The 24,243-nt window shown below is 47.5% G+C and carries 22 protein-coding genes and 1 riboswitch; of the genes, 20 read left to right on the top strand and 2 right to left on the bottom strand.

The window, feature by feature from the left end:
• Positions 1–45: 45 nt before the first annotated feature.
• Complete coding sequence (locus tag KJB30_RS01605) at positions 46–705, top strand: phosphatidylserine decarboxylase family protein (protein WP_214296171.1); 660 nt, start codon at positions 46–48, stop codon at positions 703–705.
• The gene (gene pssA / locus KJB30_RS01600) at positions 702–1,535 is read left to right on the top strand and encodes a CDP-diacylglycerol--serine O-phosphatidyltransferase (RefSeq protein WP_214296170.1); all 834 of its coding nucleotides are present in this window, start codon (positions 702–704) and stop codon (positions 1,533–1,535) included. The genes KJB30_RS01605 and pssA overlap by 4 nt, the downstream gene beginning before the upstream one ends.
• Before the next feature lie 84 nt (positions 1,536–1,619).
• Here the strand turns inward: pssA and KJB30_RS01595 are convergent, their stop codons facing one another.
• The gene (locus tag KJB30_RS01595; protein WP_214296169.1) at positions 1,620–2,090 is read right to left on the bottom strand and encodes a metallophosphoesterase family protein; all 471 of its coding nucleotides are present in this window, start codon (positions 2,088–2,090) and stop codon (positions 1,620–1,622) included.
• A 61-nt stretch (positions 2,091–2,151) separates the two neighbouring features.
• On the opposite strand from KJB30_RS01595, the gene sppA reads away from it, so the two are divergent.
• On the top strand, positions 2,152–3,036 hold the full coding sequence (sppA, locus tag KJB30_RS01590; RefSeq protein WP_214296168.1) for a signal peptide peptidase SppA: 885 nt from the start codon (positions 2,152–2,154) through the stop codon (positions 3,034–3,036).
• A 26-nt stretch (positions 3,037–3,062) separates the two neighbouring features.
• Here sppA and KJB30_RS01585 read toward each other — a convergent pair whose 3' ends face one another.
• On the bottom strand, positions 3,063–4,115 hold the full coding sequence (locus tag KJB30_RS01585; RefSeq protein ID WP_214296167.1) for a 3-deoxy-7-phosphoheptulonate synthase: 1,053 nt from the start codon (positions 4,113–4,115) through the stop codon (positions 3,063–3,065).
• A gap of 82 nt (positions 4,116–4,197) precedes the next feature.
• Here KJB30_RS01585 and gmhB point away from each other — a divergent pair, with 82 nt between their 5' ends.
• The 17 genes from gmhB (at position 4,198) to KJB30_RS01500 (ending at position 24,232) form a co-directional block, all read left to right on the top strand.
• Positions 4,198–4,743: a D-glycero-beta-D-manno-heptose 1,7-bisphosphate 7-phosphatase gene (gene gmhB / locus KJB30_RS01580; protein ID WP_246545411.1), complete on the top strand. Its 546-nt coding sequence runs from the start codon at positions 4,198–4,200 to the stop codon at positions 4,741–4,743.
• Positions 4,744–4,814: 71 nt separating this feature from the next.
• A complete protein-coding gene (gene rfbA / locus KJB30_RS01575) occupies positions 4,815–5,711 on the top strand; it encodes a glucose-1-phosphate thymidylyltransferase RfbA (RefSeq protein ID WP_214296165.1) in 897 nt (298 codons plus the stop codon).
• 81 nt (positions 5,712–5,792) lie between these two features.
• On the top strand, positions 5,793–6,611 hold the full coding sequence (mreC, locus tag KJB30_RS01570) for a rod shape-determining protein MreC (RefSeq protein WP_214296164.1): 819 nt from the start codon (positions 5,793–5,795) through the stop codon (positions 6,609–6,611).
• Positions 6,608–7,102 carry a rod shape-determining protein MreD gene (gene mreD, locus KJB30_RS01565; RefSeq protein ID WP_214296163.1) on the top strand — a complete coding sequence of 165 codons (495 nt, stop codon included), beginning with the start codon at positions 6,608–6,610 and terminating at the stop codon, positions 7,100–7,102. The genes mreC and mreD overlap by 4 nt, the downstream gene beginning before the upstream one ends.
• The gene (gene mrdA, locus KJB30_RS01560) at positions 7,099–9,012 is read left to right on the top strand and encodes a penicillin-binding protein 2 (RefSeq protein ID WP_214296162.1); all 1,914 of its coding nucleotides are present in this window, start codon (positions 7,099–7,101) and stop codon (positions 9,010–9,012) included. The genes mreD and mrdA overlap by 4 nt, the downstream gene beginning before the upstream one ends.
• Positions 9,005–10,105, top strand: a complete 1,101-nt coding sequence (gene rodA, locus KJB30_RS01555) for a rod shape-determining protein RodA (protein WP_214296161.1) — start codon at positions 9,005–9,007, stop codon at positions 10,103–10,105. Before mrdA ends, rodA begins: the two co-directional genes overlap by 8 nt.
• A 130-nt stretch (positions 10,106–10,235) precedes the next feature.
• Entirely contained in the window at positions 10,236–11,600 is a 1,365-nt protein-coding gene (locus tag KJB30_RS01550) for a sigma-54-dependent transcriptional regulator (RefSeq protein WP_214296160.1), read from the top strand.
• Between the two features lie 164 nt (positions 11,601–11,764).
• Positions 11,765–12,550 (top strand): DsbC family protein, encoded by a 786-nt coding sequence (locus KJB30_RS01545; protein ID WP_214296159.1) that lies wholly within the window; start codon positions 11,765–11,767, stop codon positions 12,548–12,550.
• Between the two features lie 38 nt (positions 12,551–12,588).
• Positions 12,589–12,918 carry a hypothetical protein gene (locus KJB30_RS01540; protein WP_214296158.1) on the top strand — a complete coding sequence of 110 codons (330 nt, stop codon included), beginning with the start codon at positions 12,589–12,591 and terminating at the stop codon, positions 12,916–12,918.
• A 5-nt stretch (positions 12,919–12,923) separates the two neighbouring features.
• A complete protein-coding gene (locus KJB30_RS01535) occupies positions 12,924–19,043 on the top strand; it encodes a PilC/PilY family type IV pilus protein (RefSeq protein WP_214296157.1) in 6,120 nt (2,039 codons plus the stop codon).
• On the top strand, positions 19,043–19,564 hold the full coding sequence (locus KJB30_RS01530) for a GspH/FimT family pseudopilin (RefSeq protein ID WP_214296156.1): 522 nt from the start codon (positions 19,043–19,045) through the stop codon (positions 19,562–19,564). The genes KJB30_RS01535 and KJB30_RS01530 overlap by 1 nt, the downstream gene beginning before the upstream one ends.
• Positions 19,554–19,931, top strand: coding sequence for a prepilin-type N-terminal cleavage/methylation domain-containing protein (locus KJB30_RS01525; RefSeq protein WP_246545410.1), 378 nt, complete (start codon positions 19,554–19,556; stop codon positions 19,929–19,931). The genes KJB30_RS01530 and KJB30_RS01525 overlap by 11 nt, the downstream gene beginning before the upstream one ends.
• A 15-nt stretch (positions 19,932–19,946) precedes the next feature.
• Positions 19,947–21,182: a PilW family protein gene (locus KJB30_RS01520; RefSeq protein ID WP_214296244.1), complete on the top strand. Its 1,236-nt coding sequence runs from the start codon at positions 19,947–19,949 to the stop codon at positions 21,180–21,182.
• A gap of 13 nt (positions 21,183–21,195) precedes the next feature.
• Positions 21,196–21,810 (top strand): hypothetical protein, encoded by a 615-nt coding sequence (locus KJB30_RS01515; protein WP_214296154.1) that lies wholly within the window; start codon positions 21,196–21,198, stop codon positions 21,808–21,810.
• A gap of 189 nt (positions 21,811–21,999) precedes the next feature.
• Positions 22,000–22,076: riboswitch (cyclic di-GMP riboswitch) on the top strand.
• A 286-nt stretch (positions 22,077–22,362) separates the two neighbouring features.
• On the top strand, positions 22,363–22,563 hold the full coding sequence (locus KJB30_RS01510) for a helix-turn-helix transcriptional regulator (RefSeq protein WP_214296153.1): 201 nt from the start codon (positions 22,363–22,365) through the stop codon (positions 22,561–22,563).
• A 20-nt stretch (positions 22,564–22,583) separates the two neighbouring features.
• Positions 22,584–23,639, top strand: coding sequence for a type IV pilus biogenesis protein PilM (pilM, locus tag KJB30_RS01505; protein WP_214296152.1), 1,056 nt, complete (start codon positions 22,584–22,586; stop codon positions 23,637–23,639).
• Positions 23,636–24,232, top strand: a complete 597-nt coding sequence (locus KJB30_RS01500; protein ID WP_214296151.1) for a PilN domain-containing protein — start codon at positions 23,636–23,638, stop codon at positions 24,230–24,232. The genes pilM and KJB30_RS01500 overlap by 4 nt, the downstream gene beginning before the upstream one ends.
• The last annotated feature ends 11 nt before the right edge of the window (positions 24,233–24,243 follow it).

Here is a 24,243-nt window from a genome sequence, read left to right as displayed (position 1 = left end):
TTTACCCCCATGGGAAAGGGGTGTCTGCGCATTCAGGCAGGTAGCATGAATAAATCAACCCCCTTTGCACGCGAAGGGTATCCATTCATCGCACTTTCGTGCGGTTTGACGCTGCTTCTGGCATTTTTGGCCTGGAAGTTCTCTTTTTTGATTCTTTGGGTGCCGGTCACACTTTCATTTCTGGCTGCCTGCTTCGTGCTCTATTTCTTCCGTAATCCGGAACGAAGGCCTCCTGCGGATGAGGCCGCCGTGGTCGCTCCTGCGGATGGCACGGTGATTGTCGTGGAAAAGGTGTCCGAGACTCCTCTCGGATGCGAGGCGCTCAAAATCAGCATCTTCATGTCTGTTTTCAATGCCCATGTCAACCGGGCTCCCTTCAGCGGCATTGTGGAAGGCTCCACCTATAAATGCGGTAAGTTCTATGATGCGCGCCACGGCCAGGCATCCTTTGAAAATGAGTGTAATGGAATTATACTTGCTTTGGACAGTGGGGTGCGTATAGCCTTTGTTCAGATTGCCGGGCTAATAGCTCGTAGAATCATCAGTTATCCCCGAGTCGGTGATCGCCTCATCCGTGGAGAGCGCTACGGGCTGATTCGATTTGGTTCCCGAGTGGATGTGTACCTTCCGGTTGGAGTAACACCACTGGTAAAGATTGGTGACAAAACAGTCGCCGGTGAAACAGTGCTTGGACGAATTGTATGACAACTATCAATGATGAAAATCAGGAAGAGACAGTCGAGAAAGCTGAGAGCATTAAGCGCGGAATCTACGTTCTTCCAAACCTGGTGACCACTGGAAGTCTGTTCGCCGGATTTTACAGCATGGTATCCACCCTGAACGGCAACTACAGCGCAGCCGCTATCTGGATTTTCGTTTCGGCTGTTTTTGATGGTCTTGATGGCAAAGTAGCCCGCATGACAGGCACCACCAGTAAGTTCGGCGTGGAATATGACTCCCTGGCAGATCTGGTCGCTTTCGGTGTTACCCCGGCGCTAATGGTATATGCCTGGGCATTGAAGCCTTTTGGCCGGATAGGATGGTTGGCTGCATTTCTGTTTGTAGCATGTGGCGCATTGCGCCTAGCGCGTTTCAATGTGCAGGTTAATACAGTCGAAAGTAAACGTTTTGTTGGACTGCCAATTCCTGCCGCAGCCAGTATGGTTGCTGCTACCGTATTGCTTTTTCATCACCTGAATCGTCTGCCCCAGGAGTTTATTCAGAATCCTTTTATGTTTAAAAGGCTGGCGATTATTACACTGATTTATCTGCTCGCTTTTCTGATGGTCTCAAACTTCCGTTATTATTCATTTAAAGATCCTGCTTTCATCAAGCGCCAGCCATTCGGTTTTCTTTTGTTGGCGATAGTTTTGTTGATTATTGTTGCTGCAGAACCAGTGGTAATGACTTTTGCAATCATGCTTTGTTATGTTCTTTCAGGGCCGGCGGATTTTATTCTGACTTGGCCGCGTCGACGTAGACTTGAAAAAGCCGTGCACAAAGGGCATGAGGCGAGCCACCGGGATGGTGAGTGATTGAATTGAGTGTTATAGTCTAATACAACAAAAGAGGGCGGGTTTGATACCCCGCCCTCTTTTGGTTGGTGCTTCCGATGGTATTTAATCGATAGCCATCAAGCGGGCGTGTATTCCTTCCGAGTCTATTTCCAGGATGGCAAAAGATGTGGGAGTGTCGGACTTCATGAGGGTACCGGGATTGAGGCAGAGCATGCCGGACAATGTTGCAATTGAGGCAAGATGTGAATGGCCGTAAAGGATTGCATCTGCCTGTAGTTGGAGGCCGTGTCGTTCCAGTCGCGTCAGATTGCTTTTGACTCCATAGCGATCGCCATGGGCCAGCAGTACACGTTTTCCGCCCCCAATCCATAACAGTTCTCGTGGGGCGGTGGATTCTGAATCACAGTTGCCTGCGATGCTGATAATAGGCTGGGAGATAACTTGTTCAAGTACTTGCACGTCATCTGCACCGTCACCTAGGTGAATAACGGCATCGAAAGGTTCAACAATTTCGCAGGCTCGTAAGGCAAGCGGATAATTGCCATGGGTATCGGACATGACGATGATTTTCATTTTTAAATTATATCAGAATTGCAAATTTAATTAAAAATAAATTCCTGCTAGGCGGAAGATCATGTCAAAGAAAGTCATTATGATAACTGCTGGTTGCCTGATGTTTCTGGTGTTCCTCTTCATGGTGTCGCTGCTGATCAGCAAAGCGCTCATAGGAAATGATACAGAGACAAAGCTGATCACCGATAAGGGAGTCGGTTTAGTGGAAGTAAAGGGGATGATTATTGATTCACGGGAAACGGTCAGGCAGTTGAGATATTTCCTTAAGAAGGACGCTGTAAAAGCTGTTGTTCTGAGAGTTGACTCCCCTGGTGGTGTTGTTGCTCCCTCCCAGGAGATCAGTGATGAGGTAAGGAAGTTTGCAGCAAAAAAAAAGATTATTGTTTCCATGGGTAGTCTTGCTGCTTCAGGCGGGTATTATATCTCAGCACCAGCTACTCTGATTTATGCTAATCCCGGCACGATCACAGCCAGTATCGGTGTCATCCTCAAGCTTTCCAATATTGAAGAGTTGATGGATAAGATCGGAATTAAATCGTCGACCCTGAAAACCGGCAAATTTAAGGATGCCGGTTCACCATTGCGCCAGATGACTTCGGAAGACAGAGCCATGCTGGAGTCTGTTATCAGCAGCACCCACGAGCAGTTTGTCAAGGCTGTCGCCTCTGGGAGGAAACTACCGCTGGAGGAAGTTCGCAAGATTGCTGACGGTCGCGTGCTTTCGGGTGAGCAGGCCCAGGCACTTAAACTAGTTGACCGTCTCGGAACCTTGCAGGATGCGATAGAAGAGGCTGGCAGACAGGCGGGAATTAAGGGGGAGCCGGAAGTAATCCAGCCCCCCAAGAAGAAAATCAATTATCTCGATCTTTTAGTTGAGGGTACAGAAGGATCTGTGAGTAAAGCTTTCAGCAATTTGGGACGGGGCATGCAATTGGTGTATGAGTAGCTGCATAAATCAGAAAGGCTAACTGCTTACTTCATCTGCCCTAGCCGATGATGGGCATCAAGCAGGATTTTTTCAGTTGTGGCCCAGTCTATACAGGCGTCAGTTATGGATACACCATACTGCAGCTCGGTTATGTCAGCCGGAACCTTTTGATTGCCTGCCGATAAAAAGCTTTCAATCATCACACCCGAAATCGATTTGTTGCCATCGATGATCTGCTGAATAACGTTTTCGAGCACTTCCGGCTGTCTTTGATAATCCTTGCTGGAATTGCCGTGACTGCAATCCACCATGATGGTTGGAAACAGGTCATTATTCCTGAGCATTTCCTCTGTCGTGCGGATGTCTTCGGCATGGTAGTTGGGTTTGCCGGAACCGCCTCTCAAAACAATATGCACATCAGGATTGCCAGTGGTCTGGATGATGGAGGTGCGTCCCTCACGATTGATGCCGAGGAAGCTGTGTGGATGACGGGCAGCTTTCATGGCATCTATTGCAATTTGCAGATTTCCGTCTGTACCATTTTTGAAACCAACTGGAAATGAGAGCCCGCTGGACATTTCGCGGTGGGTTTGGGATTCGGTTGTGCGTGCGCCGATGGCGCCCCAGCTGATCATGTCTGCCACATATTCTGGAGTGATCGGGTCCAGCATCTCATTGGCTACGGGAACTCGCAGGTTGGTGATTCTGCTGAGCAGTCCACGGGCAATCCCAAGACCTTTTGAAATCAGGTGAGTGCCGTTCATGTCAGGATCGTTGATCAATCCCTTCCAACCGACGGTTGTACGGGGCTTTTCGAAGTAAACTCGCATGATGAGGAGCAGCCGGTCCTTGACGAAATGTGAAAGTGTTGCCACTTTTTTTGCGTATTCAATTGCAGCTTCTGGGTCATGGATCGAGCAGGGACCAACCACCACCATTAAACGGCTGTCCCTGCGCTGCAGAATATTCTTGATTCCTTCCCGACTGGCGCTGATAAATTGCCGGTCTATTTCTGACAAGGGGAATACCTGACGCAGATCACCGGGAGCAATAATTGGTGTAATGGAAGAAACTTTAAGGTTATTCGTTTTAATCATTGTAGTGGCCCGCTTTCTTTTGGAATGATATATTCTTAACCTTTAGTGGTTTTACAACAGAATGTCAAAGGGGAATCCAGCTATGCAGCGGGCGGTCTTTCTTGATAGAGATGGCACCATTAATCAGGAAAAGGATTATCTTTATCGTATTGAAGATTTTGAATTTATTCCCGGTGTTCCTGAAGCAGTTAAAATATTTAACGCTGCAGGTTTTCTGGTAGTTGTAGTCACCAATCAGTCCGGAGTTGCACGGGGATATTACACCGAAGAAGATGTGGATATTCTGCATAGATATGTTTCCAGCCAGCTTGAAGGTGCCGGGGCAAAGATTGATTGCTGGATGTACTGTCCCCACCATCCCTCCGGAAAGGGTAGTTACGCTCTGCCATGCGCCTGTCGCAAACCGTTGCCGGGAATGCTCCGGGATGCAGCCCGGCAACTGGATATCGATCTGCAGTCATCCATAATGATAGGTGATAAGCGCGCGGATGTTGAGGCGGCAATAGCTGCAGGTTGTAGGCCAATACTGGTAAGAACCGGTTATGGTGCGGCAGAAGAGGCTGATGTTCCTGCCGGTATTGAGATATATGATGACCTTTATTCCGCTGCTGTTTCTTTATTACGATGACTGAGAGGTTTGACAGAAAACAGGCATGGGTGTAACAATGTGAATTTATTTCAGCAGTAGAGGGAGGGTACATGACTCATGGCATCAAGAAGGGCATCATCTTGGCCGGCGGTGCTGGAAGCCGACTTTTTCCCCTGACGCTTGTGGCCAGTAAGCAGCTTCAACCGGTTTACGACAAGCCGATGATTTACTATCCGCTGGCAACGTTGATGGCAGCCGGCGTTCAGGATATTCTGCTGGTATCTACACCCCACGACACTCCCCGGTTCCAGTCACTGCTCGGTGATGGTTCGCGCTGGGGTGTTTCCATTTCTTATGCGGTTCAGCCGGAGCCAAAAGGAATTGCACAGGCATTTCTTGTCGGGGAAGAATTTATTGATGGCCAGGCTGTTGCCCTTATTTTGGGAGATAACCTCTTTTACGGCAAAATGAATCTCGATAAAATCTTATCCGAATTCAATGGGGGCGCCCGTATTTTTGGCTATCAGGTTCATGATCCCGAACGCTATGGTGTAGTTGATTTCGACCTTTCCGGAAAGGTGCTGAGCATTGAAGAAAAGCCGCAGCACCCAAAGTCACACTATGCAGTTCCTGGCTTATATCTGTACGACAGCCAGGTGGTGCAGATTGCAAAGAATATGGCCCCCTCCACACGGGGTGAACTTGAAATCACCGACGTCAATCTGGAATACCTTCGTCGGGGTCAATTGACTGTTGAACGTTTGGGGAGAGGAATCGCCTGGCTGGACACCGGTACACACAAAAGCCTCTTGGAAGCCAGTATCTTTATTGAAACCATTGAATCCAGACAAGGTCTTAAAATTGCCTGTCTTGAGGAAATCGCTCTGCGGCGTGGCTTTATAGATTGTGCCAGAATGCAGCAGGTGATTGAAGAAACACCCAAATCATCTTATCGGGATTATCTCACTCGAGTTTTTAACGAGGCTGAACTCTGCGGACGTTCCTAGAACAAGGTTACACGCTGATGTTGCTATTGATGTTTGTACAGTTAATAAAATAAGAGAAAGCAATCAGGCGCCAGATATTTCATGGATTTTTTTAAAAAACATGCACTTGTTGTGCTTACTACTACAGGCATTTTTCTTGCGCTGGTCTTCTACTCGCTCAATATTCCTCACAACCGGGAAGCCAATGCAATCGAAAGGACTGCATTAGCAATCTTTGGTCCGGTGCTTAAACCGGCATCTGTGATCAGCCATTTTTTTGAAAACGTCTGGGATGGGTACATCAATCTTGTTGGCGTTCACAAGGAGAATCAGAAACTGCGCGGGATGATCAAGGAATTGAATACACGGATCATTGCCGATAATGAGGCGTTGCAAGAAAATCAACGCCTGTCGCGTCTGCTTGAAATGAAGGAGTCCGTCAAGGAACCGACTCTCTCTGCCTCGGTAGTCGGTGAAGATTTTTCCTCATGGTTCCGCACTCTGGTTATTAATCGGGGGAGCTCCAGTGGAATTCGAGAAGGTATGGCTGTAATCGGGGCTGATGGCGTTGTCGGACAGATCGTAAAAGTTTCGGTCGACGTATCCCGTGTGCTGCTTCTGACCGATCATGCCAGCGGCATTGCTGCCACAATACAGCGCTCCAGGGCCAGGGGAGTTGTGAAAGGCAAAGGGGAGGGGCTTTGTACTCTTGAATTCACCACTCGTGAGGAGGATGTTAAAATTGGAGATCAGGTCGTTGCCTCTGGTATTGGCGGAGTTTTCCTAAAAGGGACTCCCATCGGTGAAGTGACCATGGTCAAACGAGGGGAATTCGGGATTTTTCAGACGGTGACGATTCGCCCTGCGGTTAATATTTCACATCTTGAAGAGGTGTTTGTCGTACTGCGAGGAGGAGTATGAGCAGGCGGGGAATGCTGCTTCTCGTCGTATCCATTGTTGCAGCCGTTATTCTACAAGCGTCAGTGCTGCCGGTCCATGTGACCACGTTTTTCAAGCCCGATCTTCTTCTGGTTATCATGGTGTTCCTGGCATTGCGCGGATCATATGAAAGTGGCACTCCTCTGGCATGGCTGCTGGGACTGCTCAAAGATGTGTTCAGCGGACTCTATCTCGGCTTGAATGCTTTTACTTTCCTGATCATTTTCCTGTTCATAAAAAGCATTGCTGACAGGCTTTATGCGGAGAGTAGTTTTCTGTTTGTAGTAACTGTCACTGCGGCAACTGTCGGTTGCGTTGCCGGAAATTTCCTGCTGCTGTTCCTTTTTGCCAACGTTCCTGGCATCTTTTTTTCCATGCTCATAGGTTTACTTCCCCATTTATTGGTCAATGCATTTGCCGCCTCGCTGCTCACCCTTCTGCCTAGTTTCAGTCGAGAGGTGGAAGTAGCATGAGGCAGAAGCGTTTCGTTCGCGAGATAGCGGAGATGAAGCAAAGGACAATCCTGCTTTCTTTTGTGGTCGCTGTGATTTTCTTCGTCCTCCTTGTGCGACTCTGGCATCTCCAAATCTTGAGCGCCGAAGATTATCGCAATATGTCTGAAAACAACCGGCTTCGTTTTGTGCCGATTGCCGCTTCACGTGGGGCGATTATGGATCGTAACGGAACGGTTATGGTCAGCAACCAACCTTCGTTCAGTTTGGCTGTTATTCCTCAGGAGGTTAAGGACAAGGATGCATTGCTGGATCAGCTGTCATCGCTGCTTGATCTGGATCGGGCCGAATTGGCCGAGCGCTGGGCCAAATCCATGGGAAGGGCAAAATACTACCCGATTGTGCTGGCCTCTAACATAAGCCGCGATCAGGTGGAGATTATAGAAGAGAATCGCCTTCGGTTGCCCGGTGTGGACATAGAAATGAAGCCGGTTCGGGAATATAAAGGAGGCATAATTGCCTCCCATCTTTTAGGGTATATCAGCGAAGTATCCGAAGATGATCTCAACAGCCAAGGTTTTTCTGATTACAACCCTGGAGATTATGTCGGCAAGAACGGCATTGAACGCAGTTTCGAAAGTGAGCTGCATGGCAGTGACGGTGGCAGACAACTTGAAGTAGATGCCCGTGGTCGCGTTCTGCGTACAATCTCCGAATCCAACCCTGTTGTCGGCAACAGCGTTGTGCTTACCATAGACTCCACTATCCAGAAGAAAGCTGAAAAGGCTTTTGGCGAACAGGCTGGAGCCGCTGTTGCGATGGATGTAAACAGTGGGGAAATTTTGGCCTTTGTCAGTAATCCGGGTTTCGATCCTTCCCTGTTCAGCGGAAAGATGCCGCCGGATATTTGGAAATCATATCTTGAAGATAAACGTCGTCCCCTCGAGAATAAGGCTCTTACCGGACAGTACCCACCGGGATCGACATTCAAAATTATTACTGCGCTGGCAGGCCTGGAAAATCACAAAATAGACGATGATAGGACAACGGTGAACTGCACCGGATCCTACAAAGTGGGAACCTCCACCTTCAAATGCTGGAACAAGAAGGGGCACGGAACTACAAATCTGAAAAAATCCCTGCGGGAATCATGTGATGTCTTTTACTATCAAGTGGGTGGAAATGTCGGAGTGGATCATATCGCGGCAACTGCTAAAAAATTCATGCTTGGTGCTTCATTGGGCATTGGTCTGAAAAACGAAAAATCCGGTCTGATACCCACGACTGAATGGAAACAGAAGCGCTTTGGCAAACGGTGGATCTATGGAGAAACCATGCCGGTTGCCATTGGCCAGGGCTACGTTCTGATGACTCCCATTCAACTAGCTTCGATGATTTCAACGGTCGCTAACGAGGGCACCATCTATCGTCCGATGCTGGTCAAGCGAATTGTGGATGCCGACGGTAAAACCATTAAGGCCTTTACCCCGGAGAAAATGGGGTCAACAGGTATCAGTGCCGATAAGTTCAAATTGATCAAGCAGGGCTTGTATGCTGTTGTTAATGAGCCGGGAGGGACTGGTGGCGCGGCACGTGTCGGAGAGATTAAAATTGCAGGTAAGACCGGCACATCACAGGTTGTGAAATTGCGGGACAGCAAGCAGGGGACTCCTTACCAATACAGGGATCATGCACTGTTTGTGGCTTTTGCACCCTATGATAACCCCCAGATTGCCGTAGCGGTAGTCGTTGAACATGGAGAGCATGGTGGATCGGCGGCCGCACCTATTGCCGGGCGAATTATCCAGGCCTGGCTGGATTCGAAGAAACCTCCTCAGAAAACCCCAATGCCACAATCGGATGATGACGAAGAAGAGGAAGATGGTCAGCAAACCAAGGAAGATGTTACGGTAAAGGGAACTAATGATTGATCGCCGGTTACTGACAAATATCGACTGGATGCTCGCTTGTCTGGTGCTTGCCATCTGTCTGCTTGGCATCCTTAACATTTATAGTGCGACCACATCCTATAAAATAATTGGCTCTCCTTTTTATATCAAACAGATCTATTGGATGACCTTTGGCATAGGGATCGCCCTGGTGCTGTGTACGATTGATTATCACCTGCTTGAAGACTTCTCCTTCTGGATGTATGGATTCATACTGGTTTTACTTGTGGCTGTCCTTATCTTCGGGCGGCGCTCAATGGGTGCCACCCGCTGGCTGAACCTGGGCCTGTTCAACGTCCAGCCTTCAGAGTTGATGAAACTGGTCATCATTATTACCTTTGCGCGTTTCTTTAACAACTACCACTCAGCTGGCGGCATGAGTGTTAAAGATGTATTGCCGCCTTTGGGCATCCTTGCTGTACCGGTGATATTGATCATGAAACAGCCTGATCTCGGCACAGCGACATTGGTGGCGCTTATTGCCATATCCATGATGTTTTATGTCGGCTTGCGGTGGTCAACGGTGGTTTCTTTCGTTCTGGTTACAATTCCCATGTTCTGGGTGGGGTGGACTTATTTTCTGCACCCATACCAGAAGAACAGGGTTCTTGATTTCATAAATCCCGAAAGATCGCGGTTGGGAAGCGGTTATCATATTATTCAGAGTAAAATAGCGGTCGGTTCCGGTGGCCTTGCAGGTAAAGGTTTTATCAAAGGTACTCAAACGCAGCTAAGGTTTCTGCCCGAGCAGCATACCGACTTTGCATTTTCTGTGTTTGCGGAAGAATGGGGATTCGTGGGCTGTCTGGTTTTAATTGTAATATATCTTTCGTTGGTGCTGTGGGGGTTGAACATTGCACGCCGCTGCAATGACCGATTTGGCAGTCTGCTTGCCATGGGTGTGACTGCTATGCTCTTCTGGCATATCGTCATCAATATGGGGATGGTGATCGGGATGTTTCCGGTTGTTGGCGTTCCCATGCCGTTTTTCTCGTATGGTGGTACTTCCATGATTACCTCAATGGTTGGTATCGGCATATTGCAGAATATCAGCATGCGACGCTTCATGTTTTAATGTGCCATTTTAAGCAAAGATATGTATCTAGAGGGTGGCTCTTATCGGGGTCACCCTTTTTTGCGGCTTCCATTCTTGCTGGTGATCGGGTAAAAATGCGTAGCATCAGTAGAAAGAAGGGGAATACCGGATGGGTAACAACCTCCAGATTCTGATCATTGAGGATGAAGAGAGCTTGAGGCATATGTTGTCAGTCATGCTCTCCAGTCAGGGATATCAGACCGATGTCGCAGCGGATGGTGCCGAAGGTCTGCTACGTGCAGGTAGCAAGGTCTATGACTTCGTTCTCTGTGATATCCGCATGCCGGTAATGGATGGCAAAACTTTTCTGGCCAAGGTACTGGAAGCTCGCCCCGCATCTACGATTATCATGATGTCTGCCTATGGCACGGTTGACACAGCCGTAGAGTGCATGAAAATGGGCGCCTACGATTTTATTTCAAAGCCTTTTAAAAAAGATGAAATCGTCATGGTGCTTAAAAAAGCAGAAGAGCGCGAGCGGCTTAAATCTGAAAATCATCAGCTGCGCGAGGTGATAGCAGGGAGAAATGGTTTCTCAGGCATCATCAGTCGCAATCCGCTTATGCAGGATATTTTTTCTCAGATCAAGAAAGTTGCTGATCTTAAGACAAGCATCTTGATCCAAGGCGACTCCGGAACTGGTAAAGAACTGGTTGCGCGAGCCATTCATCAGAACAGTCACCGCTCTGTTCAACCTTTTGTTGCCGTTAATTGTGGCGCTATTCCTGAAACACTGCTGGAAAGCGAATTATTCGGACATAAGCGCGGAGCTTTTACCGATGCTTCCACAGACAAGGTCGGGCTCTTTGAACAGGCTGACGGTGGCACATTGTTTCTCGATGAGATCGGAGAGATGCCACTTTCATTGCAGGTCAAGCTGCTTCGCGTACTACAGGAGGAGGAAATCCGCCCTGTTGGAACAACCCTGTCACGCAAGATAAATGTAAGACTCATCTCTGCAACTTCACGGGATCTTGAAGCAGATGCACATGTTGGGCGCTTTAGAGAAGATCTTTATTTTCGTTTAAACGTTTTTACCATTCAGTTGCCTCCACTCCGTGAGCGGCTCGACGATATCCCTCTGCTTGCCGATCATTTTCTGATGACATGTCAGGCAGGGAAGGGGCGTACCGCGGCCCGGATTGGAGCCGATGCCATGCGCCACCTCCTCTCCTATGCCTGGCCGGGTAACATACGCGAACTTCATAATGTTCTCGAGCGGGCAATGATACTCTGTGATGGAGCTATCACTGCAGAGTGTCTGCCACCTGCAATCAAAGGTGGCACCAGTCGGCGGGTTGCACCGCTATCCGATGACAACCTCTCCATTAAGAAGGCTGAAAGTGCAATCGAACGGGACCTTATTCGCCGTGCCATGGCCAAGACCTCCGGCAATCGCACCCATGCGGCAAAAATCCTGGAAATCAGCCATCGATCACTGCTCTACAAGCTCAAAGAATACGGCATTGAGTAGCCAAGCTCATGAACATTGTGACAGCAATTGCTCGTCTGCTATGAAAAAAATGCAGAGCTGGCTTAAGCCGATATCCCATAATGCAATGATTTCAACCATCTGGCTCTGCGCCATCAGCAGGCACTGATATTGCTTGACCAATAAACCACGTGAAAGGAACTCCCATGCTCAAACTCTCATCGTTGTTGCTTCTTGCTGCCGTTACATTCATGCTCCCCTCTATTTCAGAGGCTAAAGAGGGCTGCAGTGGAGATTGCACCTCCTGCCACAAATTGACGGTGCCGGAGGCATCTGATTTACTGAAGAAGGTAGGTGTTGTTGTTAAATCGGTTAAACCATCACCTGCCAACGGCTTCTTTGAGATCCTGGTTGAAAAGGAAGGGAAACCGGGCCTGCTTTTAATGGATTACTCCAAAAAGCATGTCGTGCAGGGTGTAATGGTGAAACTGCCGGAATTTCAATCAGTAGCTTCCCATCAGCAAGAGCTTGCCGATGCACAGAAACCGCCTAAAGTGGATGTCAGCAAAATTCCAGCTTCAAACGCAGTAGTTATGGGTAATCCCAAAGGAAGCAAGAAACTATTTGTATTCACCGATCCCGATTGCCCCTATTGCCGCCAATTCCACACAGAACTTAAAAAGCTGGAAAAAATTGCGCCGGATGTGGCTATCCACGTAATGCTCTTCCCTCTGCCAATGCATCCGGCAGCCTTTGACAAGGCGCGTGTCGTTGTTGAGAAGAACAGCCTGGAGCTTTTGGACAAGGCATTTGAAGGTAAAGAGTTGCCTAAGCCTGGCAAGGATTCAAGCAAAGATGCGATCAACGAGATCATTAAGTTTGGTAACGCCAATGGGATTAATGGCACCCCAACCCTGGTGCTGCCTGATGGTTCGATCATGGTTGGCGGGCGTGATGCGGAGAGTTTGAAGAAGATGCTGGAAGGTAAGTAGAGCAAAACTGGAATGACGCAGTAAAAAAGGGGAAAATCATGAAATGGATCGCTATGTTGATTTTGACAAGCACTTTGCTGGTGTCCACTGCACAGGCGAGTGATTCACTTTATGATATTTACGGCCAAGTGACTAAAGTTGATGATTGGCCAATTTATCTTGGTGAAAAATTACAAGGTCACATTAAAACTATCACTGTTAACAACCAATCCTTTCCTGTAGTAGCTAAGCCCCAAGTCTTTCGTGCCACCAACTACCCTGCAATGTATCCAAAAGTACCTGCCAGTTTATCGGAAGTTTACCCTGGCAAAAATGTAAATTTGCGCTTGAATGGGCATTCAGTTTTTGAAATCATTTTGACGAGGTGATGACCATGAATAGTTATCAGAAACGATTTATCAAGACTATGCTTGTCATTGCCATGATTACTTCTACCATTTTGACCCTCTCTTCTTTTGCCCAGTCAGCAACTTCAAATGATTACTGTATTCAGCCCCCATTTGTTGCTCAGGTAGTTCCGCCTTTGCTTATGTTCGTTATGGATAAAGAGCATCGATTGTTTACTGAGGCCTACAGCGATTCCTTTGATTTGGATGCCGATGGCAAAATAGAGACAACTTACAAGCACAGCATTGAGTATTACGGATATTTCGACCCGAACAAGTGTTACACCTATTCAACAACTGCAAATGAGTTTAATCCTTCAAATTACTCCACTGCCACCGGCACTGACGCAGCAGGTAAAGCCACCTATGACAGATTTTGCAGTGCAGGTAAGTGGAGCGGTAACGTCCTCAATTGGTTGACCATGTCTCGCATGGATGTTCTCAAGAAAGTTCTCTATGGCGGGCAGCGAGTTAATCCAGATGCTACAAATAAAACCACACTGCAACGCGTTTATATTCCTCAGGATGCCCATAGCTTTGGCAAGGAATTTACCGGCCGACTCTGCAATAACGGTACTACTTATACTAACATGTGCTCTACTTCCAATGATTGTGACAGCACTTATAGTTGCGTTGATAAATCGCAGCAGTTGATAGGCATTGCTGCCCCACCAGCTGCAAATACATGTGCGTACACAGCAACTATTGACTGTTCTCCAGGTAGTACCTGCTCTTCTGCTAATGGTAAAATTCTAGTAGCTACTTACAATCACGCTGCCGGTGCAACTCAAGATGTAGAGATAGGGGCTTCTCATCAAAATATTCTAGATTCGTTTGTACCGGCTAATTTCGTTAAATATTATTATATTAATGACTTTGGTGTTGACGATACTACTGTCGCCAATAACGATCTTATTCCCAGTCAAAATCATGGCTCAAGCAACAGTTTCATCGCTGAGGCTGAATTCAACGTTAAGAAGAAGTCGTCAGGGAACCCCAAATACGATTACACCGGCACCTGGACATTCTTTCTGGACAGCGATGATGGTGCGGAACTTTACATTGATGGTACACCGGTAGCCAGTTACTACAGCGTGGCCGGCACTACAGGTCATTCATCCTGTGCCACTGCACCCACCACAGCATGTGTTGCATCACAGGTAGGCACTATCAACCTGGGCGCATCCGGCTATCATAATCTGATTGTTCGTGTGACGAACTTTGGTGGCAATTCCGGAGCCAAGGTCTGGTATAAGCGCCCGGGAGACGCCACCTGGACTGTTTTTGGTGCCGCACCAGCAGGCCAAAACTCTCTCGAGCTCAGATCTCCCGTGATTCCCGATACCAGTGCCAACTGTACCATGAAGACCAGCGACTTTATCACCACCGGTGTGCCAACTAAGGGTGTATTGCCTGGATTCCACCTGTTCTGTAACAAATCTGTTACTGGCAACAATTCGTACGGTGCACCACTGTTAAGGTTGCTGCCCAACAGAACCGAAAGAATCTGGGACTGGATTTCGCGTGAAGTTGTTCAATGCGGTGATACCTTGGGGACCGGAACAGCGGTCACTCCGACCGACTACAATGTCAATATAGAGGTTTGCAATCCGACCATTGGCCTGGAACCGAACTGCAAGACATATGGCACTGGTAATTCCGCAACTAAAAAACCGATCGGCTTGTTGCAAAAGTATGGTGATTCAGATGGAACCAAGGTCTGTTCAAAAACATTGGCAAAAACATGCAGCAGTGACTCTGACTGCCGAGCTTCCAATAATGGAGGACTCGATCTAGGCATGTGCGTCGATAAGTCTCAGATGTATTTCGGTCTGATCAGCGGCAGCTATGCTCACAACTTGCAGGGGGGCGTGCTGCGGAAAAACATTCTCAGTATTTCGGATGAAGTAGATAGCGCCAATGGTTTCTTTAAAACATCACAGAACATCCCTTCTAATATGCTTGAGACTTTGGATAAATTGCAGATTGTTGGTTATACCGATGCAACTACAAATTACGCTAACTGTGTGGCACAGAATCAATCAATTGTTGATGGTAAATGCAGCGTCTGGGGCAATCCCCTGGCTGAGATGCTTTACGAAACCTTTCGTTATTATGCTGGCAAGGGGACACCAACTACAGCCTTTGATTATCCACAGAACCAAACCGATGGAGGCTTGAACCTGCCTCATCCGTCATACTGGGGATACAAAGATGGCAGCACCGTCTTTAAAGGCCCTTATGATATCTTCCCATCCTGCGCAAAACCTTTCGTCCTCCTACTCAGTGATGTTTTTCCCAGTTTTGATGCCGATCAATTGCCGGGGGTGACCGGTTCTGCTACGACGGAGGATACCTCCGTACACCCGGTACTTGGTCTTGACCAAACAATTGGAGGAAAAAAATACTTAAGTAAACTTCTAGACGATATTGCCGCCACAGAGTCGGTTACAAACAACAACTTTTTTATTGGAGACAATGGAACGACCTACGATTTTGTCTGTACGCCTAAAACAGCATCAGGTATGAGTCTTCTGCGGGGACTTTGCCCGGAAATGCCGACTCGTAAGGGAAGCTTTTATTCGGCCGCACTGGCATACTATGGCCACAGTTTTATGAATGCCGAAATTAAAAAGGATACCACCAGCGGGATTAATACCAACATTCCCAACTCTCAAACTTTTGCAGTCGGTATGGCATCACTGGTTGGCAACTGGACAATTAAGGCTGGTGCAAATACGCTCCGCATTGTCCCTCTGGGTAAATCTGTTAGCGGCGCGGTAAGCATGAAGGCAAGTTGCGCAGATAAGATGAATCTCGCCACGTCCAATTTCTCCGACGGCACTTTTAAAACTTTGACAATGACTCCCAAGGCAGGCGTGACTGATGCATACTGTCCAACAGATGAAATAGTGAAAGTTTTCACCCACTCCATTAAGTACAATTCTTCAGGTGATCCAATTTATTTGAACTTCCGAATTAATTATGCTGATGCGGAGCAGGGGGCTGATTATGACATGGATGCAGTTGGATGGTATGAAGTCTGTACTCAGGCTGCCAAGGATGCCGGGTATGGAACCTGCGGTACCGATATGGATTCTAATCAAGTAGAAATCAAAGTCGTGTCTGACTATGCGGCTGGCGGAATAGACCAGGTGTTGGGTTTCATCGTCTCCGGCACAAGTGAAGATGGCAGCTATCTTGTCGTGCGTGACAAGTCGGTCGTTGCCGGGACAGATACACCAGCAACAGTTTCTAATCTTCCTTTCAACTGGTCTCACACCTTTACAGTAACAGGCGGCAGCTCCGGGACATTGAAGGATCCTCTCTGGTATGCGGCGAAGTGGGGGGGGTTTCAGGACAAAAATGGAAATAATGTTCCAGATTTAAAAGAAGAATGGGCCAAAAACTGTACAGAGTCGGATACCTCAAAATGTAATCCGGATAACTACTATCTGGTTACAAACCCCCTCAGGTTGGAATCTCAGCTGGAGAAGGCCTTCACCGACATCCTTTCTCGGGTTTCTTCAGGTACAGCTGCTTCTATTCTTAATAATAGTGAGGGGAGTGGTGCTAACTTGATACAGGCAGTGTTCTATCCACTCAAACCTTTTGATAGTCAGACTGAAGCCAAATGGATTGGTGAGATTCAAAACCTTTGGTACTACCTGGATCCAGCACTGCAGAAAACCTCCATTCGTGAAGATACAAATCAAAACAACACGCTGAATCTTAAAACTGACATGGTGGCGCAATTCTATTTTGACAGCAACCAGAATAAGACGCAGGTCAAGCGCTTTCTCGACAGCAATGGAGATGGTGCCGCTGATAATCCCGATACCCCTGTGGACACCGTATCTCCGGATGAGGTCAATAGCCTTTGGAAAGCAGGACGTTTGCTCTGGAACAGGAATCTGGCCACTGATCCACGCACTATTTATACAGGATTTCATTCCACTCCCCAAGCCATTCAGAAATTCAGCGTTGCCAATGCGGATGGCTACCTGCCGTCATGGCCCAGCTTCCAGGTGCTGACTCAGACAGGTGATGGTGTGGCCAGCAATGCTACCTTTGAAGCAAAAGCCACTAAATTAATCAATTACATTCACGGCAGTAACCAGGCAGACGATGCTGACGGCACAAAATACCGTGATCGCAAGGTTACTATCCTAGGTTGCGGATTGAACGATGCCCAGGGATGCACGCGTGAGTGGAAGTTGGGAGACATTGTCTCTTCAACGCCTAAATTGGTTTCAAATGTTAAACTTAATGGGTACAGTCTCACTCCTCCCAACGGCTACAACGACACCACTTACAATAGTTTTATCAATACCCCTACCTATAAAAACCGCGGCATGGTGTTTGTCGGGGCAAATGACGGTATGTTGCACGCCTTCAAGCTGGGAACGCTTAAGGAGCTGACCACCAGGTTCGACAAGGCTCAAATCAATAATGAGGCTGGCGTTTTGGCAACTTTACCTGACAAACTCGGCCGTGAAGAGTGGGCCTATATCCCGACTCAGGCTCTCCCGTATCTGAAATATCTTGCAGATCCGGCATATAACCATCTTTATTATATCGACCGAACCTCAACTGTTGTGGATGCCAGTGTGGGCGTGCCCGCAGGCTGTACCAGCGATTATTCTGACTGTACCAAGCAATGTAATGCAAACGATGCTACCCAGCCCTGTACCTGGAAAACAATCCTTATCGGCGGCATGGGTATCGGCGGTGCCGTAAAACCCACTACCGATTCCTGCACGGCACCGGCAAACTGTGTTAAAACCCCTGTTGCAGGTACTGGTTTTTCTTCGTATTTTGCCCTTGATGTGACTGATCCGGTAACACCGAAATTTTTGTGGGAATTCTATGGAAATTCCAATTCCCCCGGCTCATTGGGCTACTCCACAACTGGTCCTGCAATTGTACGGATTACAAAAAAAGATGCTTTAGGAACCCCGAACCATAGCAAAAACGGCAAATGGTTTGCCGTTTTTGGATCAGGACCGACCGGACCGATCGATACGACCCTGCATGAGTTCAAGGGGCAATCGGATCAAACCCTGAAAATTTTTATCGTGGATCTTGCCAGTGGAGCCTTGGTGAGAACCATTGATACCGGTATCGCCAATGCTTTTGCCAGCTCTCTTGCAACCAGCTGGGTCGATACCGACCGCTCCAATGCGGGCTCGACCGGCTACTATGGTGATGACGCTATTTACGTAGGGTATGTTCAAAAAGATACCACGGTGACCCCGAACACATGGTCCAAAGGTGGAGTAATCCGCATCCTTACCCGTGAAAGCGATGATCCGGACAGCGCTGTTGCCACCAAAAAATGGAGCTGGAGCACCGTTATTAACAATATCGGTCCAGTTACTTCATCCGTTACAAAGTTGCAGGATCGCAGAAAGAACACGCTCTGGCTATATTTCGGTACCGGAAGGTTCTTCTTCAAGGGTGATGATTCGGTGAGCACTTCACAACAGAAACTGTACGGCATAAAGGAACCCTGTTACTCGACGTACAACCGTACAATGCAAACACCGGTTGCCGGAGGCACCAGTAACGATATTGATCACAGTTGCTCTGATGCGGCGACCTCAACGGTCACGACTACCTGTACTGGAAGCAGTACAGCCTTGTGCAATCAGTCTGGTGATGCAACGACAGCCCCTGCAGCCAGTCTGCCGGAAACCATGGGGGGCTGGGTGATTAATCTTGACCAGTCAAACAGCAGCAGCCTGGCTGAACGTGTCATTACCGATCCGGTGGCTTCTCCATCCGGAGCTGTATTCTTTACAACATTTAAACCGAGTGCCGATATTTGTAAATTTGGAGGAGATTCTCTGATTTGGGCGGTGAATTATGCTACTGGTGGCCTGCCCCCTGCCAACGCCATGCAGGGCAAAGCGCTGATGCAGGTATCGACTGGCGCCTTTGCCGAGCTTTCACTTGCTACCGCTTTCAGGAATTCTGGCAACCAGCGCCTTGACGGTCGACGTCTCTCTACCCCAATTTCAGGGGTGCCTCCCACTGCCCAGGGCTTGTCATTGATAACCAATCCGCCCCCTGTCAAGAAGGTTCTGCATGTGAGGGAAAAATAGTGACGACGTTGAAGAATGTCATAACCAAGGGTGGTTTTGCTCTGACCGAATTGATAGTAGTGATCGCTATTATCGGAATTCTTTTAGGGATCGTTTCTCTTAATTTTTTTGACTGGCAGCGCAAGACTCAGATTGAAAAGCAGACGCGGGAGTTGTTCACCGACATCAACACGGCACGTACTGAATCGATCTTCAGGAAAACGCGCCATAGGATTACGTTTCAACCTAACAGCTATGTATTCAAGCGCTACAGTTCTGATAATGAGAATTCTGCGGCAGGCACGGTGATCAGCTCTCGTAGTTTTTCGTATCAGCTGTCACGGGGGGCTGGCGGGGATATTTCAGATAACTCCCTCGAGTTTGATGGCCGGGGATTCTTGATCTGGACAAATTCTTCCAGCTCTAACCTCACTCTTCGTGTTAATCCGGTCAGCAGTGGTGCTGCCTTTGATTGCATTGTCATTCATACTGTCAGAACAAATATGGGGAAGATGGAAAATGGATCTTGTAATGCCAAATAGATCAGGCTTCACCCTGATTGAGTTTCTCGTGTCGATTGTCATCCTGATGGTTGGTCTGCTTGGACTACTGCAGGCGGTTAATCTGAGCTATAGCCACAATATGCAGAACCAGATTCGCAACGAAGCTGTTGCTGTGGTGGATGAGGAGATGGCTAAAGAAATTGCCAAAGGTTATGATAACGCATCCACAACTACAAAAGCTTACCCGGTGCGAAGAAATGTGCTGACAGCGTTGAAAAACTATTCCGTGGTGCGCAGCGGTGCGTCCTTGCAAAATTCGAAGCAGATTAACTTCGAGGTTCGCTGGCGCTACAAGGGTGCCGCCTATAATCACGGCGCGTCTACAGTCTTGACTAAAAACAACTGAGTAAGGCATCTCCCCATGAATATTAACCACAAAGGCTTTACGCTGGTAGAATTGCTGATGACAATGACCGTTTTCATCATTGCCATTATCATTGCCGGTAATTCGTTCAATGCCATCTTAAGCCATACATCGAAGCTGTTTCGCAGCGAAGAGAGCAACATCGAAGGAGTAGTCGGTCTGGAGATACTGCGCCACGACCTTCAGCAGGCTGGATACGGCCTTTACACTGAGCCTATGGGGATCGACTACTCGGAAGCTGCAGCTGCCCCTGCCAATGCCTACAATGATGCCGCCACTAACGTTCCACGGCCGCTGGTAGCTGGCAATAATCTGGCTGCGGTTACCGACACTAGTGATACGGGACCATTGTTCGACATATTGCCCTCGACTGATTATCTTGCGATAAAGGCTACAACTGTGGCCAGAAACAGAACCGCTCAGAAATGGACCTATCTCCGCTACACCTCCAATGACGTTTATCCCAACAGGTGGGTTTCCAATGCAGAAAACTTTGCAACTAATGACAAGGTGATGTTGCTGCGCAGACAGATCAGTACCGCAGGCCAAGCGATTAGTGTGGTTCCTGGCACCCTTCCAAATGCTTTCTATTATCCCTTTAGTAATACCGCCTTCAGCCATCTGGTCTCGCTTAGCGCCGATGTCTACACGGTCTATGGCCTTGATGATGGTGCGGGGGCACCCCGCATGCCTTTTAATAGGAGTGACTATTTTGTGGCCAGACCCCAGGACGCGACAACTATTCCAGCTTTCTGTGCGCCTAATACCGGCATTCTTTACAAAACGACAGTTAATCAGTCTGGTGGGAAACTGAACTATGTCCCAATCATGGATTGTGTTGCCGATATGCAGGTGGTGCTCGGATGGGATATGAACGGGGACGGCATGCTCGATACCTATTCCAATGCAGATGGCAGTGCTGTGACCGGGACTGGTTCTTCCACAGATGTACAGACCGCCATGGCAAATGCCGCCAATAACACGTCAACCATCACGCCTAATATCAGGAATAGCTTAAAGATCATCAAGGTCTATATCCTGGCACAGCAGGGACGCCGCGATCCGGGCTACACTAGTCCTTCAACGATTCAAATTGGAGATAATGCCGAGTCCAGTTTAACGCGTCCCGCGACTGCCGGAATGTACGATATTGCAGCGGCAGGATGGCAGAACTACCGATGGAAGGTGTACCGTGTTATTGCCCATCCCAAAAATTTGCCAGCCAATCAGTAACGAGGTGGGTACCATGAAGCTGTTGCGATCTCAAAAAGGAATAGCATTGGTTACATCTTTGATGCTAACGCTAATCTCGTTGACTATGGTAATGGCGCTCCTGTACATGATCACCCAGGGGACACGAGTCTCTGGACAGTTGAAACACTATAAGACCGCCTTGGATGCTTCCTATGGTGGGTCAGAAATCATCTCCAAAGATATTTTTCCCTTCATCATGCGCGGCTATTCCAGCGCCACCTTGATTAACGACGTTACCAGCGGATTTGCTGGAGTTAACTTGCAGATCACAACTACTCAAAATTGTCTTCAAAGCAAACTGACCAAGGCTACCGCTAATTGGCCAAGCGGCTGCGATGCCGGCCCATCTGCCACTAAAAACCCTGACCTCAACCTCACATTGCAAGCAATCAATGGCAACCCATTCAGGGTCTACTCCAAGATCGTTGATACTACCGTGGGTAATTCAGACGTTAGCGGTTTGCAATTAGAAGGTTCTGGGGTGGCAGAAGGGTCGACGGTGCTGACGCCACAGCATTTCCCCTACATTTATCGCGTTGAAGTCCAGGGGGAGCGTCAGAATAACCCCACCGCGCAGGCGAATATTGAAGTTTTATATGCGTATTGATTTAAAAGGACGATTTGCTCATGAAACATGAAGTCAAATATAAAAATAAATTTGTTTATTGATTGTAGATGTAGTATTAATAGCGCAGTCGTTATATGACCGAGTAGATAGAAGCATCTTTATGGAAAAATATTTAAAAACAAAGACTTGGAGTAATTTGATAATTTATTAATACGTTAAAAAACTGATACACGACAATACTAAACCATCCGCGAGGGTGGGACGGAAAGCCCATTGGGTCTCTCTGAGACAGCCGGGTCGCCGAAATATCTGATTATTAGAGATTCTGCGATTCGGCTTTTTTTCGTTCATGGTACTGCTTCTGCTCTCAGGTTAAATTCGGAGACATTTATGCCAATTCTAATGATTGCTTTTCTTCTTTGCTTGTCCTCTGTAACAAGCTGGTGATGGGTTTCCCGATGCCCAGCCAATCAAGAAGGACAAACCTGTGCGTTCAAATGTTATTATGCATAATTATACAAAATTATCTTGACTTAGAACCCACTTGTAGGTAGATGTTGCCAAACATCTAATTAAAATGGGTATATGACTATGAAGAGTCAAAATAAGGTTAAGTCAATCCGCGAATCCCGTTTGATCAGCAAGTCAGAACTTGCTCGTAAATCCGGTGTGTCGCCTCTGACTATCGATCGAATTGAGCGGGGTGAAAAGTGCCGCCTGGAAACAATGCGAAAGATCATACTCGCCTTGGGGTACTCTTTAGATGAAAAGGAAAAAGTTTTTCAAGCCTGAATACATACAGGGAAACTGATATGTTTTTATTGAAAAAGAAAAAAGAAGTTATTGGGATCGATATCGGCTCAAGCTCTGTGAAGTTGGTACAGCTCAAGGAATCCAAAGGTTCCTTTCAACTTCTTAATCTCGGTATAGTTCCTCTCCCTCCCGAAGCGATTGTCGATAATACCATTATGGACAGCGCCTCCATTGTCTCTGCAGTCAAAAATCTCGTGTCAAGCCTTGAAATAAAGGTAAAAGATGCAGCCTGTTCCATCTCGGGCAACTCTGTCATTATTCGTAAAATCACACTTCCAACAATGTCATCCGAGGAGCTTGAAGATCAAATTACCTGGGAAGCAGAACAGTACATTCCATTTGATATAAATGACGTTAACCTCGATTTTCAAATTCTATCTCCAGATAGTCTTGACCCAACAAAGATGAATGTCCTGCTGGTGGCCAGCAAAAAGGACATCATCAACGATTATGTTGCGGTTTTTAACGACGCAGGCTTGTTGCTGTCAGTCGTGGATGTGGACTCTTTTGCTGTTCAAAATGCTTTTGAGATCAACCACGACGCAGGCCCCGATGAAATTGTTGCCTTGGTAAATATTGGCGCCAGTGTGATGAACATAAACGTGGTCAAGGATGGTGTGACACTGTTTACAAGGGATGTGCAGATGGGGGGTAATCTGTACACGGACGAAATTCAGAAACAGCTGGGTATCAGCAGTGTTGAGGCCGAATCCATAAAGTTACTTGTCCAAGAAACTAATAATCATGTCCTTATGGATGTAATTGATAAGGTAAATGAATCAATGACCCAAGAAATCAGGCGGTCCCTTGATTTTTTTAATTCCACCGCCAATGATGATCGGGTGATGAAAATTGTGCTGAGCGGCGGTTGCTCTAAAACATATAACTTCCAGGCTGCAGTCAAAGAAAAGCTGGGATTGTCGGTAGAGGTAAGCAATCCTTTTGCAAAATTAAAATACAGCGAAAAAGATTTCGATCCTGAATACCTTCAGGAGATTGGCCCCCTCATGGCTGTCACAGTCGGGCTTGCCACAAGGAGGGTAGGGGACAAATGATAAAAATTAATCTCTTACCTATTCGTGCAGCCAAAAGAAAAGAAACTGCAGTTCAGCAACTGACGATCTTTGGAATTTCTGTCTTTCTAGTTCTTGCTTTAGTCCTCACAGCTTATTTCATTAATGGAGCACAGATTGCTGCTACCAAAAATGACATTAGTACTGCCAATAATAAAATCAGCGACCTAAAGAAAAAACTAGGTAAGTTGGAAGAGCTGAAAACACTTAAGGAGCAGGTTAAGAAAAAGCTGGATGTACTAACCCAGTTGCGCAAGAACAAATCAGGACCTGCCCACCGTCTCGCCACTCTGAGTGAAATCACACCTGATCAGTTATGGTTGACAGGATACTCAGAAACTGGCGCCGACATAAAGATTTCAGGTTTTGCTTTTACAGAAGATCTGATTGCGGCATTCATGCGCAGTTTGGAAGCATCTTCCGATTATATGAATGTTGAACTTCTGGTTTCTGAGCAAAGTGAATCAGGCGGCAATAAGCTTAAGCGCTTTGATATCAGTTGTAAGCTGGAGACAGCTGCGAGCGCAGCAAAACCTGTAGCGGCTGGTGCCCCGGCACCGGCCGCCGCGAAATAAAAGTTTTCAGG

The organism is Pelotalea chapellei (assembly GCF_018531195.1).
In the GTDB taxonomy this organism is placed as follows: Bacteria; Desulfobacterota; Desulfuromonadia; order Geobacterales; family Pseudopelobacteraceae; genus Pelotalea; species Pelotalea chapellei.
This window is presented reverse-complemented; position numbering and strand designations above follow the sequence as displayed.